General features: G+C 68.4%; 15 protein-coding genes. 7 read left to right on the top strand and 8 right to left on the bottom strand.

The window, feature by feature from the left end:
- Positions 1-41: 41 nt before the first annotated feature.
- The 3 genes from mctP to FGD71_RS44405 all read right to left on the bottom strand — a co-directional run bounded on the left by mctP (position 42) and on the right by FGD71_RS44405 (position 2,899).
- On the bottom strand, positions 42-1,670 hold the full coding sequence (gene mctP, locus FGD71_RS44415) for a monocarboxylate uptake permease MctP (RefSeq protein WP_119106294.1): 1,629 nt from the start codon (positions 1,668-1,670) through the stop codon (positions 42-44).
- On the bottom strand, positions 1,667-1,948 hold the full coding sequence (locus FGD71_RS44410; RefSeq protein WP_119106293.1) for a DUF3311 domain-containing protein: 282 nt from the start codon (positions 1,946-1,948) through the stop codon (positions 1,667-1,669). The genes mctP and FGD71_RS44410 overlap by 4 nt, the downstream gene beginning before the upstream one ends.
- 186 nt (positions 1,949-2,134) lie before the next feature.
- Positions 2,135-2,899 (bottom strand): GntR family transcriptional regulator, encoded by a 765-nt coding sequence (locus FGD71_RS44405; RefSeq protein ID WP_119106292.1) that lies wholly within the window; start codon positions 2,897-2,899, stop codon positions 2,135-2,137.
- Between the two features lie 456 nt (positions 2,900-3,355).
- Between FGD71_RS44405 and FGD71_RS44400 the strand changes: the two genes are divergently transcribed.
- From FGD71_RS44400 to FGD71_RS44385, 4 genes are all read left to right on the top strand, one after another.
- A complete protein-coding gene (locus FGD71_RS44400; protein ID WP_119106291.1) occupies positions 3,356-4,660 on the top strand; it encodes a sugar ABC transporter substrate-binding protein in 1,305 nt (434 codons plus the stop codon).
- 90 nt (positions 4,661-4,750) lie between these two features.
- A complete protein-coding gene (locus tag FGD71_RS44395; protein WP_181359398.1) occupies positions 4,751-5,761 on the top strand; it encodes a carbohydrate ABC transporter permease in 1,011 nt (336 codons plus the stop codon).
- Positions 5,758-6,654 (top strand): carbohydrate ABC transporter permease, encoded by an 897-nt coding sequence (locus tag FGD71_RS44390; protein WP_119106289.1) that lies wholly within the window; start codon positions 5,758-5,760, stop codon positions 6,652-6,654. The genes FGD71_RS44395 and FGD71_RS44390 overlap by 4 nt, the downstream gene beginning before the upstream one ends.
- 8 nt (positions 6,655-6,662) lie before the next feature.
- On the top strand, positions 6,663-8,177 hold the full coding sequence (locus FGD71_RS44385) for a glycoside hydrolase family 3 protein (RefSeq protein WP_119106288.1): 1,515 nt from the start codon (positions 6,663-6,665) through the stop codon (positions 8,175-8,177).
- Positions 8,178-8,267: 90 nt separating this feature from the next.
- Here the strand turns inward: FGD71_RS44385 and nagB are convergent, their stop codons facing one another.
- Complete coding sequence (gene nagB, locus FGD71_RS44380) at positions 8,268-9,053, bottom strand: glucosamine-6-phosphate deaminase (protein ID WP_119106287.1); 786 nt, start codon at positions 9,051-9,053, stop codon at positions 8,268-8,270.
- Between the two features lie 159 nt (positions 9,054-9,212).
- On the opposite strand from nagB, the gene FGD71_RS44375 reads away from it, so the two are divergent.
- Positions 9,213-9,866, top strand: a complete 654-nt coding sequence (locus FGD71_RS44375) for a TetR/AcrR family transcriptional regulator (protein WP_119106298.1) — start codon at positions 9,213-9,215, stop codon at positions 9,864-9,866.
- Between the two features lie 438 nt (positions 9,867-10,304).
- Positions 10,305-11,771 carry a sensor histidine kinase gene (locus FGD71_RS44370; protein WP_162931402.1) on the top strand — a complete coding sequence of 489 codons (1,467 nt, stop codon included), beginning with the start codon at positions 10,305-10,307 and terminating at the stop codon, positions 11,769-11,771.
- Positions 11,772-12,077: 306 nt separating this feature from the next.
- Here the strand turns inward: FGD71_RS44370 and FGD71_RS44365 are convergent, their stop codons facing one another.
- Both FGD71_RS44365 and FGD71_RS44360 read right to left on the bottom strand, forming a co-directional pair.
- A complete protein-coding gene (locus FGD71_RS44365) occupies positions 12,078-12,335 on the bottom strand; it encodes a WhiB family transcriptional regulator (RefSeq protein ID WP_016639615.1) in 258 nt (85 codons plus the stop codon).
- 317 nt (positions 12,336-12,652) lie between these two features.
- Positions 12,653-13,621 (bottom strand): diacylglycerol/lipid kinase family protein, encoded by a 969-nt coding sequence (locus FGD71_RS44360; RefSeq protein ID WP_119106296.1) that lies wholly within the window; start codon positions 13,619-13,621, stop codon positions 12,653-12,655.
- Between the two features lie 160 nt (positions 13,622-13,781).
- Here FGD71_RS44360 and FGD71_RS44355 point away from each other — a divergent pair, with 160 nt between their 5' ends.
- Positions 13,782-14,231, top strand: coding sequence for a hypothetical protein (locus tag FGD71_RS44355; RefSeq protein WP_119106286.1), 450 nt, complete (start codon positions 13,782-13,784; stop codon positions 14,229-14,231).
- 30 nt (positions 14,232-14,261) lie between these two features.
- Here the strand turns inward: FGD71_RS44355 and FGD71_RS44350 are convergent, their stop codons facing one another.
- Positions 14,262-15,497: an RNA polymerase sigma factor SigF gene (locus FGD71_RS44350; RefSeq protein WP_119106285.1), complete on the bottom strand. Its 1,236-nt coding sequence runs from the start codon at positions 15,495-15,497 to the stop codon at positions 14,262-14,264.
- Positions 15,494-15,907, bottom strand: a complete 414-nt coding sequence (locus FGD71_RS44345) for an ATP-binding protein (protein WP_119106284.1) — start codon at positions 15,905-15,907, stop codon at positions 15,494-15,496. Before FGD71_RS44345 ends, FGD71_RS44350 begins: the two co-directional genes overlap by 4 nt.
- Positions 15,908-16,108 lie beyond the last annotated feature (201 nt).

The raw sequence follows: 16,108 nt of genomic DNA, 5'->3' as shown, positions 1-16,108 counted from the left end.
CGGCGGGGGCGAAAAAGCCCCCGCCGCCCCCGCCCTCGCGGCTAGTGGGACGAGCCCGCCGTCGCCGGAGGCAGTTCCACCTGGACGCCCTTGTCGCCCGCGTCCGCCGTGTAGTCCTCCGGGGACGTCTCGTCGATGCCCTCAGGGGCCTTGGCCGCCTTCAGGACGAAGGTGAGGACCACGGTCACCACCACGTTCAGCACGAACGCCGTCAGACCGATGTAGCCGATCTCCCCGATCCCCGGGATCTCCTTCGCCGAGCCACCGAAGTGCTTCTGCGTCGGGGACGCGACACCGTACGCGGCCACCGTCCCGTAGATCATCCCGACCGCCCAGCCCGCCAGCAGCGCCCAGCGATGGAACCACCGGGTGAACAGCCCGCCGACCAGAGCCGGGAAGGTCTGGAGGATCCAGATGCCGCCGAGGAGTTGGAAGTTGATCGCGACCGTCTTGTCCATCGTCAGGACGAAGGCCAGCGCGCCGACCTTCACCAGCAGCGAGACCAGCTTGGAGACCTTCGTCTCCTGTGCCGGGGTCGCGTCGGGCTTGATGAAGTCCTTGTAGATGTTTCGGGTGAAGAGGTTCGCCGCCGCGATGGACATGATGGCCGCCGGGACGAGCGCGCCGATACCGATCGCCGCGAACGCCACGCCCGCGAACCAGTCGGGGAACATCGTCTCGAAGAGCTGCGGGATCGCCAACTGCCCGTTCTGCACCTTGATCCCGGCCGCGATCGCCATGAAGCCCAGCAGTGCGAGCAGACCCAGCATCAGGGAGTACAGCGGCAGGATGGTGGTGTTGCGTCGGATCACCTCACGGCTGCGCGAGGACAGCGTCGCCGTGATCGAGTGCGGGTACATGAACAGCGCGAGCGCCGAGCCGAGCGCGAGCGTCGCGTACGTCCACTGGCCGGCGTCGGCCGGCGTCAGGGCACCGCGGGGCGCGCCCGTCGCGGGATTGGTCTGGCTGAACGCGTCGCCCGCCTTCGCGAAGATGTCGTCGAAGCCGCCCAGCTTGATCGGGATGTAGATGATGGCCACCGCGATCACGATGTAGATCAGGGTGTCCTTCACGAAGGCGATGAGGGCCGGGGCGCGAAGACCCGACGAGTACGTGTACGCGGCCAGCACGCCGAAGGCGATGAGCAGCGGCAGGTCCTTGATGAACCAGTTCGTGTCCTCGCCGCCGCCGACGCCCATCACGTCCAGCACGGCCTGGATGCCGACCAGTTGGAGCGCGATGTAGGGCATGGTGGCGAGGATGCCCGTCACGGCCACCGCCAGCGACAGGCCCTTCGAGCCGAAGCGGCCGCGCACGAAGTCCGACGTCGTCACGTACCCGTGCTTGTGCGACACCGACCACAGCCGCGGCAGGAAGGTGAAGATCAGGGGGTAGACGAGGATCGTGTAGGGGACGGCGAAGAAGCCGGCCGCGCCCGCCGCGTAGATCGCCGCCGGGACCGCCACGAACGTATAAGCCGTGTAGAGGTCGCCGCCCAGCAGGAACCAGGTGACCCAGGTGCCGAACGACCGTCCGCCCAGGCCCCATTCGTCGAGGCTGTGCTCGTTCTCGGCCTTGCGCCAGCGCGTGGCCAGGAAGCCCATGACGGTGACGGCCAGGAAGAAGAAGATGAAGACGGCGAGTGCGACGCCGTTCACGCCGTCCTTCATGCCGACGCACCCCCGTCCCGCGACGTGCGGGCGCGCTGGTCACGCTGCCACAGCTTGTACGCGATCATCGTGAGCGCGGTGGAGAGGAACACCCACAGCATCTGGTACCAGTAGAAGAACGGGATGCCGGCGAGGGCCGGGTCGACCTTCGCGTATGAGCCCACCCAGAGCATCGCCACGAACGGCGCGATCAGACAGAGGGCGATCACCACACGCACCGGGGTCACCACCGGCGCTCTGACTTCAGGCGCATCCGACGCGTCTGGCGCATCTGACATAAGACGGCTCCGTCCCTCACTGATCACCTTTGCAATGCGCAGGAAATCTAAGCGACGGCTCGGCGTTAGGGAACCCCCGTCCGGAATCCGGATCACGCCGGGACGGTACGAGCGTGTCCGGACGAGCCTTACGGCAAGTGCCCTATCTGCGCGGCCAGTACGGCCCACCACAGGGCCCGCGTCGCGCTACTCCGTAGGCCGCTTCAGTCGTGCCACGAACTTGTACCGGTCACCGCGGTAGACGGAACGCACCCACTCCACCGGCTGCCCCTCGCCGTCCAGCGAGTGCCGCGACAGCATCAGCATGGGCAGTCCCACGTCGGTGCTGAGCAGACCGGCCTCGCGCGGGGTGGCCAGCGAGGTCTCGATGGTCTCCTCGGCCTCGGCGAGATGGACGTCGTACACCTCGGCCAACGCCGTGTAGAGGGACGTGTACTTCACCAGACTCCGCCTCAGTGCCGGGAAGCGCTTGGCGGACAGGTGTGTCGTCTCGATGGCCATCGGCTCGCCGTTGGCCATGCGCAGCCGCTCGATGCGCAGGACGCGGCCGCCCGCCGAGATGTCCAGGAGCCCGGCGAGGGTGTCGTCGGCCGTGATGTAGCCGATGTCCAGGAGCTGCGAGGTGGGTTCGAGGCCCTGGGCCCTCATGTCCTCGGTGTACGAGGTGAGTTGGAGCGCCTGCGAGACCTTCGGCTTGGCGACGAAGGTGCCCTTGCCCTGGATGCGTTCCAGTCGGCCCTCCACGACGAGTTCCTGGAGGGCCTGGCGGACGGTGGTGCGCGAGGTGTCGAACTCGGCGGCGAGGGTGCGCTCGGGGGGTACCGACGTTCCGGGCGGCAGCGTCTCCGTCATGTCGAGCAGATGCTTCTTGAGGCGGTAGTACTTGGGCACACGCGCGGTACGGATGGGGGACCCACCCTCGTTCTCCGCACTGGTCACGTCGGTGCTCATCCTCTGCCTTCCCGGCTCCGGGTGCCGATGCGGCCGACCTACGCGTCGGCCACGGCTCACATCGTGGCACGGCTTCGTGTGCGAGGGCCCGCGTGTTTCGGATGCGGGGTGTGCTCGCACGCCGTCGTGCGGGCGTTCTCGTACCGTCCGTGATCTCTTCTGTATACCGTCGGGGACTCCCGCTGGTCTAGTCCACCCTACCGAAGTGGTCCAGTGCGGGGCCCGTCGGCCGACCTGCTCTTTTCGCTGGTTTCTTGCTTAAAGGTTCCTGCATATGTAGGTCCCATAACGGACCCCAGGAGCTCACTTTGAACCTCTTGACAGGCCCAATGGTCTGGTCCAAGCTCCCCGGTACTGGTCTAAACCATTGAGGACCAGGGCCTGGCCCCACGGATACCTCGTCGTATGTCACCGCGGTGGGCAGGGGGGTTTGTGGCATCCCTGAGGAGGGTGGGCGTGAAGCGCAAGCTGATAGCCGCGATCGGTATCGCGGGCATGATGGTCTCCATTGCGGCGTGCGGCGGCAGCGGCGACAAAGAGGCGGCCAAGGATCCCAAGGACCGCAAGGGTGAGCTCACCGTCTGGCTGATGACGGACGCCCAGAGCACCTGGCCGGAGCTGGTCAAGCAGGCCAATGCCGAGTTCAACGACAAGTACCCGGGCGTCAAGGTCAACGTTCAGTACCAGCAGTGGGGGGACAAGACCAAGAAGCTCGACGCGGCCCTGTCCGGCAGCAAGTTCCCCGACGTGGTCGAGCTCGGCAACACCGAGACCATGACGTACATCCTCAATGGGGCCCTCGGCGAGATCGACGAGAAGAAGTACGACAACTCGGACACCTGGATCTCCGGTCTGAAGGACACCTGTTCCTACGAGGGCAAGCTGTACTGCGTGCCCTACTACGCCGGTGCGCGCGTGGCCATCTACAACAAGGAAATGTTCAAGGCCGCCACCGGCAAGGACACCATCCCCGAGACCGAGGACGGCCTGACCAAGGCGCTCGGCAAGATCGAGGCCAAGTACGGCAAGAAGGACAAGGCGTTCTCGCCGCTCTACCTCCCGGGCCGCTACTGGTACGCCGCCATGTCGTACGTCGCCGCCTACGGCGGCAAGATCGCCGAGTACGACGAGGGCAGCAAGAAGTGGAAGGCCACGCTCTCCTCGCCTGAGGCGCAGGAGGGTATCCAGCACTACGTCGACCTGGTCAAGGAGTACAACAACGGCGACCAGACCAAGGACGAGCAGGACCACGCCAACGTCATGGCCAACAAGAAGACGGCCATGATCTACGGCAACGGCTGGGAGTCCGGCAGCGTCATCGACCCGGCGGCCAACGGCAACCCCAAGCTGAAGGACAAGATCGGCACCGCCGGCATGCCCGGCCCGAACGGCAAGGCGCTGCCCTCCTTCATCGGCGGTTCCGACCTGGCCACCATCTCCAAGTCCGAGAACCAGGACCTGGCGCAGGACTGGATCTCGATCTTCACCAGCGAGAAGTCCGAGGCCGCGCTCGCCGAGAAGAACATCCTTCCGAACAACACCAAGCAGTTGGAGCCGCTGAAGACCAAGCCGGAGACGGCCCCGATCGCCAACGCCGTGCCGGACGCCTGGTTCACGCCCATCGCGCCGGGCTGGGCCGCGATCGAGAAGAAGGAAACGCTCGAGCTGATGCTGCTCGACATCCTCAAGGGCGAGTCGGTCGCGGACGCCACCAAGGCCGCCGACGCGGAGATCGACCAGCTGATCAACGAGGCCTCCTGACCTCTTGATCACCCATCGGGGACGGCGGGCCCACCCCCAGGCCCGCCGTCTCCGCACTCCGGTTACCGGTTCGAACGGAAGGCCAGCACAGTGAGTGCCGCCGAAATGAAAGCAGCCGACCCCCCGGTGTCCGTCCCGCAGCCCGAGCAGCCCGAGCAGGCCGAGCAGCACGACGCCCCGCGGGCCGCGGCCGGAAGAGCGCCGGGGAGGCGAGTCGGCGCCTATCTGCCCTACGCCCTGATAGCCCCCACGGTCGTGGCGATCGCCGCGGTGTTCGTCTGGCCGCTCGTCAAGACGGTGATCATGTCCTTCCAGGACGTGGGACGCCGGGAGCTCTGGACGGGCCAGGCGGGCGAATGGGTCGGCTTCGAGCAGTTCACCAACATCCTCGGCGACGGCCGGTTCTGGGACGTGGTGTGGCGCACGGTGCTGTTCATGGTCGCCTGCGTCGTCGTCACCATGGGCGTCGGACTCTTCCTCGCCCAGGCCATGCAGCGCATGAGCCTGTGGATACGTCTCGCCCTGACCGCGGCGCTGGTCGCCGCCTGGGCCATGCCGCTGCTCGTGGCGACCTCGATCTTCCGCTGGTTCGCCGACTCCGACTACGGCGTCATGAACATGGTGCTGACGAAATACCTGGGGCTCGACTTCCGCGGTCACAACTGGTGGCTCGATCCCAAGCAGGGCTTCCTGATCATCGCCGCCGTCGTCATCTGGGGCGCCATCCCGTTCGTCGCCATCACCCTCTACGCCGCTCTCACCCAGGTGCCCAGGGAACTGGAGGAGGCGGCGGCGCTGGACGGAGCGGGCGCGTTCGGCGTGTTCCGCTATGTCACCTGGCCCGTCATCAAGCCGGTCTTCCAGATGGTCGCCACGCTCTCGGTGATCTGGGACTTCAACGTCTTCGGCCAGGTCTTCCTGATGCGCGGCAACAAGCCGGAGCCGGAGTACAGCCTCCTGGGCATCTACTCGTTCGAGAAGGCCTTCGAATCCAACTCCTTCAGCCAGGGTGCGGCCATCTCGCTCATCACGGTGCTGCTGCTCTCCGGTGTGGCCGTGTACTACCTGCGCCAGCTGCTCAAGATCGGAGAGGTCGAGTGAGCGCCACGACGTCCACCCGCCCGGCACCGCCCGCCCACCCGGCGACCGGTCCGGCACCGCGTCCGGACCGCAAGAAGAAGAGCCGGCACGTCTACAACCTCGTCGGCGTCGTCGCCTGCGTCGTGATGGCCTTCCCGGTCTACTGGCTGGTCGTCAGCGCGCTACGGCCCAACCAGGAGATCCGCAGCTACGACCAGACGCTGTGGCCGTCCTCGATCACCTTCGACAACTTCAAGCGGGCGATCGACGCTCCGAACTTCGGCTCGGCGATCCAGTCCAGCCTGATCATCTGCGTCACCGCCGTGGTCGGGGCGATGCTGCTGTCGACGATCGCCGCCTTCGCGATCGGACGGTTCCACTTCGCCGGCCGCAAGGCGTTCATGATCACGCTTCTGGCCATCCAGCTGCTGCCGCCGACCGCGATGCTCATCCCCATCTACATCCAGCTCAACAGCCTGGGCGCGCTCAATGAGTACTGGGGCGTCATCATCATCTACCTGGTCTCCGCGCTGCCCTTCGCCACCTGGATGATCCGCGGCTTCGTCATCAACATCCCCAAGGAGCTGGAGGAGTCGGCGATGGTCGACGGCTGCAGCCGGATGGGCGCCTTCTGGCGCGTCATCTTCCCCCTGCTCGCTCCGGGCCTCGCCGCGGCCTCGATCTTCTCGCTCATCAACGCGTGGAACGAGTACCTGCTCGCCTACGTGGTGCTCCAGGACAACGACAAGTACACCCTCAACGTGTGGCTGATGAACTTCACCACGTCCCGTGGTGTCGACTACGGCGCGCTGATGGCCGCCTCCACACTCATCGCCCTCCCGGTGGTCGTCTTCTTCATGCTCGTCCAGAAGAAAATGGCCTCGGGTCTCACCTCCGGCGCCGTGAAGGGATAAGGCCACCGATGACGACACTCACCGGTGGGACGTCCACCCTGACGCGCGACGCCCTGGCCGTCCTGCAGCCCGGCTTCACCGGGACCTCGGCTCCCTCCTGGCTGCTGCGGCGGCTGGGGGAGGGGCTGGCCTCCGTCGGCCTCTTCGGCCGGAACATCGCCTCGCCAGGCCAGCTCGCCTCACTGACCGCCCAGTTGCGCGCCGAGCGTGACGACGTCCTGGTCGCCATCGACGAGGAGGGAGGTGATGTCACGCGCCTGGAGGTGCGTACGGGATCGTCGTTCCCCGGAAACCACGCGCTGGGCGCGGTGGACGACGCCTCACTGACCGAGGAGGTCGCCTTCGAACTGGGCAGCCGCCTCGCCGAGTGCGGCGTGAACCTCAACTGGGCACCCTCCGCCGACATCAACTCCAATCCCGGCAATCCCGTGATCGGCGTACGCTCCTTCGGCGCCGATGCCGCACTGGTCGCCCGGCACACGGCGGCGTACGTCGCCGGCCTCCAGTCCGCCGGAGTCGCCGCCTGCACCAAGCACTTCCCGGGCCATGGCGACACGGCGGTCGACTCGCACCACGCGCTTCCGCGTATCGACGCGGCGCTGCCGGTCCTGCAGTCCCGGGAGCTGGTCCCGTTCCGCGCGGCCATCGAGGCGGGGACGCGCGCGGTGATGACCGCGCACATCCTGGTCCCGGCCCTGGACCCGGACCTCCCCGCGACCCTCTCGCCCCGCATCCTGACCGGGCTGCTGCGCGAGGAGCTGGGCTTCGACGGTCTGATCGTCACCGACGGCATGGAAATGCAGGCCATCTCCGGCACATACGGCATCGAACGGGGCACCGTCCTGGCGATCGCCGCCGGCGCCGACGCCATCTGTGTGGGCGGAGGACTCGCCGACGACGCGACGGTGCTGCGACTGCGCGACGCGCTGGTCTCGGCGGTGCGTGCGGGTGAGCTGTCCGAGGAGCGGCTGGCGGATGCCGCCTCCCGGGTACGGTCCCTGGCCTCCTGGACTTCGGCGGGGAGCGAGCGCGCGCCCGGGGGCGCATCGAGGCGGAGCGGGGCTTCGGCGGTGGGCCTGGTCGCGGCCCGCCGGGCGCTGACGGTCACGCGTGCGGAACACTTCACTCCGGTCACCGGCGCTCCGTATGTCGCCGCGTTCACCCCCGTCGCCAACTTCGCCGTCGGCGACGAGACCCCGTGGGGCGTCGCCGCGGAGCTCCGCCGTCTGCTCCCGGGCACGGAGGCGGGGAGTTTCACGGGGGAGCGGGCGGAGGCCGAGGCCCTCGCGGGCGCTGCGCTCGCGGCTGCGGGATCCCGCCGTATCGTCGCCGTGGTCCGCGACGCCCATCGCCACGCCTGGATGGACGAAGCCCTCGACATCCTCCTCGCCTCCCGCCCCGACACCGTCGTGGTCGAGATGGGCGTTCCCCAGGCCCCGCCCAGAGGAGTGCTGCACATCGCCACGCACGGGGCGGCCCGCGTGTGCGGTCTGGCGGCGGCGGAGGTCATCGCCGGCACGTGAGGTGGTGGCGTGGGGCGTGGGCCCCACTCATGGGGAAGGGCCGGGTGCTCCTGGGCACCCGGCCCTTCCCCATGGCCTCGTCGTTACGTCCTAAATGCCCTGCCACTCGGGCTTGTTGGCGTAGGTGTGCCGGAAGTAGTCCGCGAGCTTCAGCTTGGAGGCGGCCGCCTCGTCCACGACGACCGTCGCGTGCGGGTGCAGTTGGAGCGCTGAGGCGGGGCACACCGCGGCGACGGGCCCCTCGACGGTCGCCGCCACCGCGTCCGCCTTGCCCTCACCGGTGGCGAGCAGCACCAGATGCCGTGCCTCCAGAATCGTCCCGATCCCCTGAGTGATCACGTGATGCGGCACCTGCGCGATGTCGCCCTCGAAGAACCGCGCGTTGTCGACCCGGGTCTGCTCGGTCAGCGTCTTGATCCGCGTACGTGAGGCAAGCGACGAGCACGGCTCGTTGAACCCGATGTGCCCGTCGGTCCCTATGCCGAGCAGCTGGAGGTCGACCCCGCCGGCCTCGGCGAGCGCCTTGTCGTACGCCGTGCACGCCGCCTGCACGTCCGCCGCGGCCCCGTCGGGCCCCATGAACGCGGCCATGTCCAGCCCCAGCGGCTCCAGCACCTCACGGCGCAGCACGGAGCGGTACGACTCGGGATGGTCGGTCGGCAGTCCCACGTATTCGTCGAGCTGCGCGATCCGCGCCCGCGAGACGTCCACGGCCCCGGCGTCCACCTTCGCCGCCAAGGCCTCGTAAATGGGCAACGGGGTCGAGCCGGTCGCCACACCGAGCAGGGCGTCGGGCTTGCGCCGGAGCAACTGGGCCATGGCCTCGGCGATGAGCTCGCCACCCGCCTCGGCGCCAGGAACGATGACAACTTCCACGCTGGGGCCTGCCGTTCTGAAAGGGGGCTCAACTGTGTATGTGGTATAGACCAATCTAGCAGAGTCGGCCCTGTGTGGCAGCGTCCAGGTCGGCGAACCTCCAGCCTCGGCAGTCCACCGACTTTTCTCTAGTGCCCGCTATAAAATGCGCCCATGGCGATGAGACCGGAGACCGACGACGAGTCGAAACCGCAGGACGGGCCGCACCCGAGCCGCCGTCAGGGCAAGCCGCGCGGCCGCCCCCGCTCCTTCGACCGTGAGACCGCGCTGGAGCGGGCGATCCTCGCGTTCTGGGAGCACGGCTATGAGGCGACCTCGGTCTCCGACCTCACCAGGGTCATGGGTATCGGCGCGCCCAGCCTGTACGCGGCCTTCGGCGACAAGCGCTCGCTCTTCGAGGAGGTCGTCCGCGCGTACGGCGCGCGATACGGCTCGTTCGGCGACCGTGCGCTCGCCGAGGAGCCGACGGCCCGTGCCGCCGTGGAGCGGATGCTGCGCGAGGCGGCGGCCGGGTACACCGAGCCGGGTCGTCCGCACGGCTGCCTGGTCCTCCACGCGGCCACCAACTGCACCACCCCCGAGGTGGAGGAGTCCCTGCGGGAGCGGCGCAACGCGGACATCGCCGCCATCGAGAGCCGCATAAAGGCCGGCATCGCGGCGGGCGAGCTGTCCGCGGACGTCGACGCCGCAGCCCTCGCCCGGCACACCGGAGCCATGATCCAGGGCATGTCCCAGCAGTCCCGCGACGGAGCCACCAAGGAGGAGCTGGAGGCACTCGCCGAACTCGCGATGGCAATCTGGCCCCGCTCGTGAACCGACCGGCGCTAGGCTGCGTGGTGGACAGTGAGCGCGAGCTTGTTGGATAAAGACACAACAACAAACATCCGCCAACGCATGGACAGGCGAGAGTGGTCTAGTCCACAATCGTAGGCGAAGCTTGAGAACGCAATTGAATGATCAAGCCTCCGTCTTCCCCGCACAGGAAGACGGATCGAGGAACCGGCGCTCTCTGCCCTGACGGCACCGGCTCCTCATCCTTCGGCCGACCGGGACCGCACACCCCGCGGCCGATGCTGCTCCGGGCTGCGGTGCCGGGAGGGTTGAGGGTCCCTCTCAGGCGCCGCGGCCCGCGGGTGTTTCCGGGGCCCGCGGGTGTTACGGGGCCCCGGGGGAGCGGCCGACGAACGGGGCCGGGATCGCCGATTTCGGGTCATGTCCGAACTCCCAGGTACGCTCGCTGACGTGCCCTCCATGAACGAACTCGTCCGCCAGCACACCGCCCTCGGTGACTCCGATCTCGAGTGGCTCCATCTGCTGGTCTCGGAGTGGCAGCTCCTCTCCGACCTCTCCTTCGCCGACCTCGTCCTGTGGGTTCCCACGCGCGACGGCACCCGCTATGTCTCGGTGGCCCAGATGCGGCCAAACACCGGCCCCACCTCGTACCAGGACGACATGGTCGGCCACCTCGTCCCCCGCGGCCGCCGCCCCATGCTGGACGCCGCCCTGGACGAGGGCCGGATCGTGCGGGAGGGCGACCCGGAGTGGCGCGAGGAGGTCCCCGTACGGGTCGAGTCCATCCCCGTACGCAGGGAGGGGCGCGTCCTGGGCGTCATCGCCCGCAACACGAACCTGCTCACCGTGCGCACCCCCTCACGGCTCGAACTCACCTATCTCCAGAGCGCGTCCGACCTCGCCCAGATGATCGCGGCGGGCTCCTTCCCGTTCCCCGACCAGCAGGTCGACATGGACGCCTCGCCACGGGTGGGCGACGGTCTGATCCGGCTCGACGCCGACGGTGTCGTCCAGTACGCGTCGCCGAACGCGCTCTCCGCGTACCACCGCCTGGGTCTGGCCGCCGACCTGGTCGGCCACCACCTCGGCAAGACCACGGCGGAACTCGCCCCGTCACGGGGCCCGGTGGACGAGGCGCTGGCCAAGGTCGCCAGCGGCTGGGCACCCCGCGAGTTCGAGATCGAGAGCAACGACGGGGTGATCCAGCTCCGCGCGATTCCGCTCAAGCCCAAGGGCACCCGCGTCGGTTCGCTCGTCCTCCTGCGGGACGTCACCGAACTGCGGCGCCGCGAGCGCGAGTTGATCACCAAGGACGCGACCATCCGGGAGATCCACCACCGGGTGAAGAACAACCTCCAGACGGTCGCGGCCCTGCTGCGGCTCCAGGCCCGCCGCATCGACTCCGACAAGGGCCGCGAAGCCCTCGAAGAGGCCGTACGCCGCGTCGGATCGATTGCGATCGTGCACGAGACGCTGTCCCAGAACCTGGACGAGCGCGTGGAGTTCGACGAGATCGCCGACCGGGTGCTCGCCATGGTGGCCGAGATCTCCCCGGGCAAGGTCACGGGCCGGCGCTCCGGCCGCTTCGGCATACTCGACGCCGAGGTCGCCACGCCGCTGTCCATGGTCCTCACCGAGATTCTGCAGAACGCGCTGGAGCACGGCTTCCGGCAGGGCGACACCGGCACGGTCGAGGTCTCGGCGGTCCGCGGCGGCACCACCAAGGAGTCCCGTCTCCTGGTCACCGTCCAGGACGACGGCGTCGGCCTCCCGCAGGACTTCGACCCGCACCGCTCGGGCAACCTGGGCCTGCAGATCGTCCGGACGCTGGTGGAAGGCGAGTTGGGCGGCACCTTCGACATGGTCCCGGCGCCGGAGCGTGGTACGCGGGTGATCCTGGACATCCCGGTGGAGGGCCACAAGTAGCCGGCGCGGGTCGCTCTGCCCGTGCGAAGGATCTGCACAAGCAATCCTCACAACTCTTCCACACGGCCAGGCGTGGCATCGCCCCCCGAACAGCAACGCCCCCCGAACAGCAACGCCCCCCGGACGGCAGCGACCCCCGGACGGCAGCGACCCCGGAACAGCAATGAGCCCCGGACCTGTCGAACGGTCCGGGGCTGAAAGCTCGTGCACTATGCGCATCGGGGGTACTGCGCGCTGCGGCTCGGGGGCGGGAGATGCGTACTCGCTGTACGCGCCGCCAAGCTCAGGCTGTTGCGGGGTGGGTTGTCAGGCGGAGGCCTGACGGGCCCGGTTGCGGGCGGCGCGGCGCTTCATGGCGCGGCGCTCGTCCTCGCTGAGACCACCCCAGACGCCGGAGTCCTGGCCGGACTCGAGCGCCCACTGCAGGCACTGCTCCATGACGGGGCAGCGGCGGCAGACGGCCTTGGCTTCCTCGATCTGCAGCAGCGCAGGACCGGTGTTGCCGATGGGGAAGAACAGCTCGGGGTCTTCCTCGCGGCAAACGGCGTTGTGACGCCAGTCCATGGCTGCTACCTCTCCTTGGTCTTACATGCGGGTTGCTTGTGAATGTGAACGCTTTCACGAATCCCTCAACAAGTGAAGGGCCGACTACCAGGCGGACTGGTGTGGTCCTTGATGTGAGGAGGGGTTCTGGCTCTCTGTGGGGCCGATTCTGCGGGCCGTCCCGAGCGCCACGTAGAGACTCGCAAACCTCAGCGGCGGATACAACCCCTTCCGAAAAGTTTTTTTTGATTCCTCGGTGTCGACTAGGTCACAGCCGTACTTCCATGGGGTGGACCCTGGCCTAAACGTTCGAGTGAAAGGACTTTAGCCCGTTCTGCTCACACAATCACACGCAGTGCACGGCGTACGCCTGTGAACGTCACGCTCGTACGCAGTCCCAGATGGTCACCGTCCATCTGAAGGGGGAGTGGCACCTTCGAATGCAAGGTGAAGTCCGTCAGGTCGTGCAGGGACACGGCGTGCTTGCCATGGGGGCCCCGCTCGGGGGACGAAGTGAGCAACTGCGTGGCATATCGGGCGACCGCGGCCGTGGACATCCGGCTGAGACCCAGTACGTCCAGGCCAGTTTCGAACGAGGCCTTAGGGGACGCATACACCGGGCGATTACCCAGATACGTCCAGGGAGAGGTATTGCAGACTATCGACAGCACCAAATCGGACACCGGGTCCTCGCCGGCTCGCTCCAGCGCTATCGTGCCGCTCCTGCGGTTGGGCTCGCCCAGAAACTGGCGTACCGCCTGGCGCATATAAAGGGCGTGCGTGGAGCGCTTGCCGCGCTCGCGCTGCTGCTCGACCCGCCCGATCACGCCGGCGTCGAAGCCGAATCCCGCGCAGAACGTGAACCAGCGGGACGGAACCGCCTCGTCCTCCGTACCCGGGGTGCCCGCCGCGAGGCCCAGGCCGACCGTCCGCTGCCCGCCGTCGCGCAGCGCGTCGAGCAGAGCGCCGGTGGCCTCCACGGGCTCGTTGGGCAGGCCCAGGGCGCGGGCGAAGACATTCGTGGAGCCGCCGGGGACGACGGCGAGGCCGGGCAGGCGGTCGGGGTCGGGCCCCTGGTGCAGCAGACCGTTCACGACCTCGTTGACCGTGCCGTCGCCGCCGAGGGCCACGACCAGGTCTATGTCCTTGCTCTCCGCCGCCTGCCGGGCGAGGTCTCTGGCGTGTCCGCGGTACTCGGTGGTGACCGCTTCGATCTTCATCTCGCTCGCCAGGGCGTGGATCAAGACGTCACGCGTGCGTGCGCTGGTGGTAGTTGCCGCCGGATTGACCACGAGAAGTGCACGCATGCGATGCAGCGTACCTACCGAGTGGTACTCGGCCCACACCGAGGTGAGGATCCAGCAAGACCCCTGGGCATCGGCTCGGCCGCGCCGGGCGGGCTTGAGGCCTCCGTCGCAGACCCCATGCGGCGGCCGGGCGGCGCGGGCCGAGGGCTACCCTTCTGGGGTGAGCTCTGCGCAGACCCCCGCCCCGGACGCCCCCGAAACAGGCCCCCGCCCCAGGCGGCTGACCGCCGCGGCGGCGCTGGCCGCCCTGGAGGGCCTCGCCCTGGTGGTCGCGGGCGTCTACATGGCCGTGAGGGGGCTGACCGGTCACCCGGACGACCGTCAGCAGGCCGTCACGGGCGGGGTCACGCTGATCGCGCTCGCGCTGCTGCCGCTGCTGGCCGCGCGCGGGCTGCTCAAGCAGCGCAGCTGGAGCCGGGGCCCCGCGATCATCACGCAGATCATGGCGCTGCCGGTGGCCTGGACGCTGCTCCAGGCCGACAGCCTCGCCATTCCCGGCGGTATCGCCCTGGCCGTCGTCGCGGTCGGCGCGCTGTTCCTCCTGCTGAACCCTGAGACGACCCGGGCCCTCGGGATCCGGGGCCCTGGCGACATGCAGGATCAGAAGTAAGAGGCGCTGCCCGTACACGACGGTCGACGGTCACTCCTCGACGAGCAGCTTCTCCCGGAGCTGGGCCAGTGTCCGTGCCAGGAGGCGCGAGACGTGCATCTGGGAGATGCCGACCTCCTGGGCGATCTGGGACTGGGTCATGTTGGCGAAGAAGCGCAGCAGCAGGATGCGCTTCTCGCGGGGCGGCAGATCCTCAAGGAGCGGCTTGAGGGATTCCCGGTACTCGACCCCTTCCAAGGCCTCGTCCTCGGCGCCCAGCGTGTCCGCGACCGCCGGGGACTCGTCGTCCGTGTCGGGGACGTCCAGGGAAAGCGTGGAGTACGCGTTGGCCGACTCCAGGCCCTCCAGGACCTCCTCCTCCGAGATGGCCAGCTTCTCGGCCAGCTCGTGCACGGTGGGGGAGCGGCCGTGCTGCTGCGAGAGCTCCGCGGTCGCCGTGGTGAGCGCGAGGCGCAGCTCCTGCAGCCGGCGCGGTACGCGCACCGCCCAGCCCTTGTCACGGAAGTGCCGCTTGATCTCGCCGACCACCGTCGGGGTCGCGTACGTGGAGAACTCGACGCCGCGATCCGGGTCGAAGCGGTCGACCGACTTGATCAGGCCGATGGTGGCGACCTGGGTGAGGTCGTCCAGCGGCTCACCGCGGTTGCGGAAGCGGCGCGCGAGGTGCTCGACGAGCGGCAGATGCATCCGGACCAGCTGATTGCGCAGCTCCGCGTACTCCGGGCTGCCGTCCCGCAACTTGCGCAGCTCGATGAACTTGGCCCGAGCCCCGCTGCGGTCCTGGGGGTCGTGCTGTGCACCTGACGCGGCACCCGCGCCGTTGTCGGCGTGTCGCTCGTGCTGCTCGCTCATAGTCCCGCCCGTCACCCGCCGCCGCCCTTCCAAGGAGGCGCTTTGCGCGGCACCTTCTGAATCCCGTTGCCCGTCAAGGCCGGAGAGCGCCTCGCGCTCGTCCTCGTCTTTCGGCGCGCCTCCCGAGCTCTCGGTCGCGCCCGAACCGGGGGGACCCCCGGCCCGGGACGCTTCGGCTGCCGAGGAGTCGTCCTCCGGGTGCGGCCTGGCCTGCTGCTCGGGAATGCCGTCGACACCTTCCGCCGTGTGCCGCGGCCCGCTCGGGAGGTCCATCCCCAAGCTCTCGGCTCCTCCGCCCCGCTCGACTTCGCTCGAGCGGGAGGACTCCCATGAGCAGGGGTGACCTCCGCCCTCGGCGGGAAGTTCCCGTGTGCCGCGCTCTTCGTCCCGCACCGGCCCGTCCCCGTTCCTCACGCCGGCCCGGGTCCCGCGCCGCGCTGTTTGTAGAGGCTGATCGAAACGGTCTTGTCGTCGGCGACCGAGGAGGACACCTTGCCCGCGAGGGCCGACAGCACGGTCCAGGCGAAGGTGTCCCGCGAAGGGGCGTGGCCGTCAGTGGTCGGAGCTGAGACCGTCACCTCCAGCGAGTCGTCGATCAGCCGGAAGACACAGCTGAGAACCGAACCGGGCACGGCCTGTTGCAGCAGGATCGCGCAGCCCTCGTCGACAGCGATGCGCAGGTCCTCGATCTCGTCGAGGGTGAAGTCCAAACGCGCCGCGAGGCCGGCCGTGGCCGTGCGCAGCACCGACAGGTAGGCACCCGCAGCGGGCAGCCGGACTTCCACGAAGTCCTGGGTCGCGGGCTCGCCTGCGATCTGGGACACCCTCACCTCCAAGGTGGTACAAGCTCTATCGGGGCCGAGGGTCGCCCCTCGGGTAACGCGGTAACGCGCTACGTGGTTCAGCGGTGACGCTATCGCGCTCTCAAGTGTCCTGTCCTCGGGACCCCAAGGCCCTTGCTGTCACTCATAGTAAACCTATGAATACGCACAGTGGCTAGGGGGTCTGCGGGCCCAATTGGGAAG

The organism is Streptomyces sporangiiformans, assembly GCF_005768555.2.
GTDB lineage: Bacteria > Actinomycetota > Actinomycetes > Streptomycetales > Streptomycetaceae > Streptomyces > Streptomyces sporangiiformans.
Note: the sequence above shows the minus strand (reverse complement) of the source record. Positions and strands in the feature narration are given on the sequence as shown.

Excerpts from the sequence above, each read along its gene's own strand:
- FGD71_RS44360 (WP_119106296.1), bottom strand. The coding sequence starts at position 13,621 with ATGCGTGCACTTCTCGTGGTCAATCCGGCGGCAACTACCACCAGCGCA.
- FGD71_RS44370 (WP_162931402.1), top strand. The coding sequence starts at position 10,305 with ATGAACGAACTCGTCCGCCAGCACACCGCCCTCGGTGACTCCGATCTC.
- FGD71_RS44410 (WP_119106293.1), bottom strand. The coding sequence starts at position 1,948 with ATGTCAGATGCGCCAGACGCGTCGGATGCGCCTGAAGTCAGAGCGCCG.
- mctP (WP_119106294.1), bottom strand. The coding sequence starts at position 1,670 with ATGAAGGACGGCGTGAACGGCGTCGCACTCGCCGTCTTCATCTTCTTC.
- FGD71_RS44385 (WP_119106288.1), top strand. The coding sequence starts at position 6,663 with ATGACGACACTCACCGGTGGGACGTCCACCCTGACGCGCGACGCCCTG.
- FGD71_RS44365 (WP_016639615.1), bottom strand. The coding sequence starts at position 12,335 with ATGGACTGGCGTCACAACGCCGTTTGCCGCGAGGAAGACCCCGAGCTG.
- FGD71_RS44375 (WP_119106298.1), top strand. The coding sequence starts at position 9,213 with ATGAGACCGGAGACCGACGACGAGTCGAAACCGCAGGACGGGCCGCAC.
- FGD71_RS44405 (WP_119106292.1), bottom strand. The coding sequence starts at position 2,899 with ATGAGCACCGACGTGACCAGTGCGGAGAACGAGGGTGGGTCCCCCATC.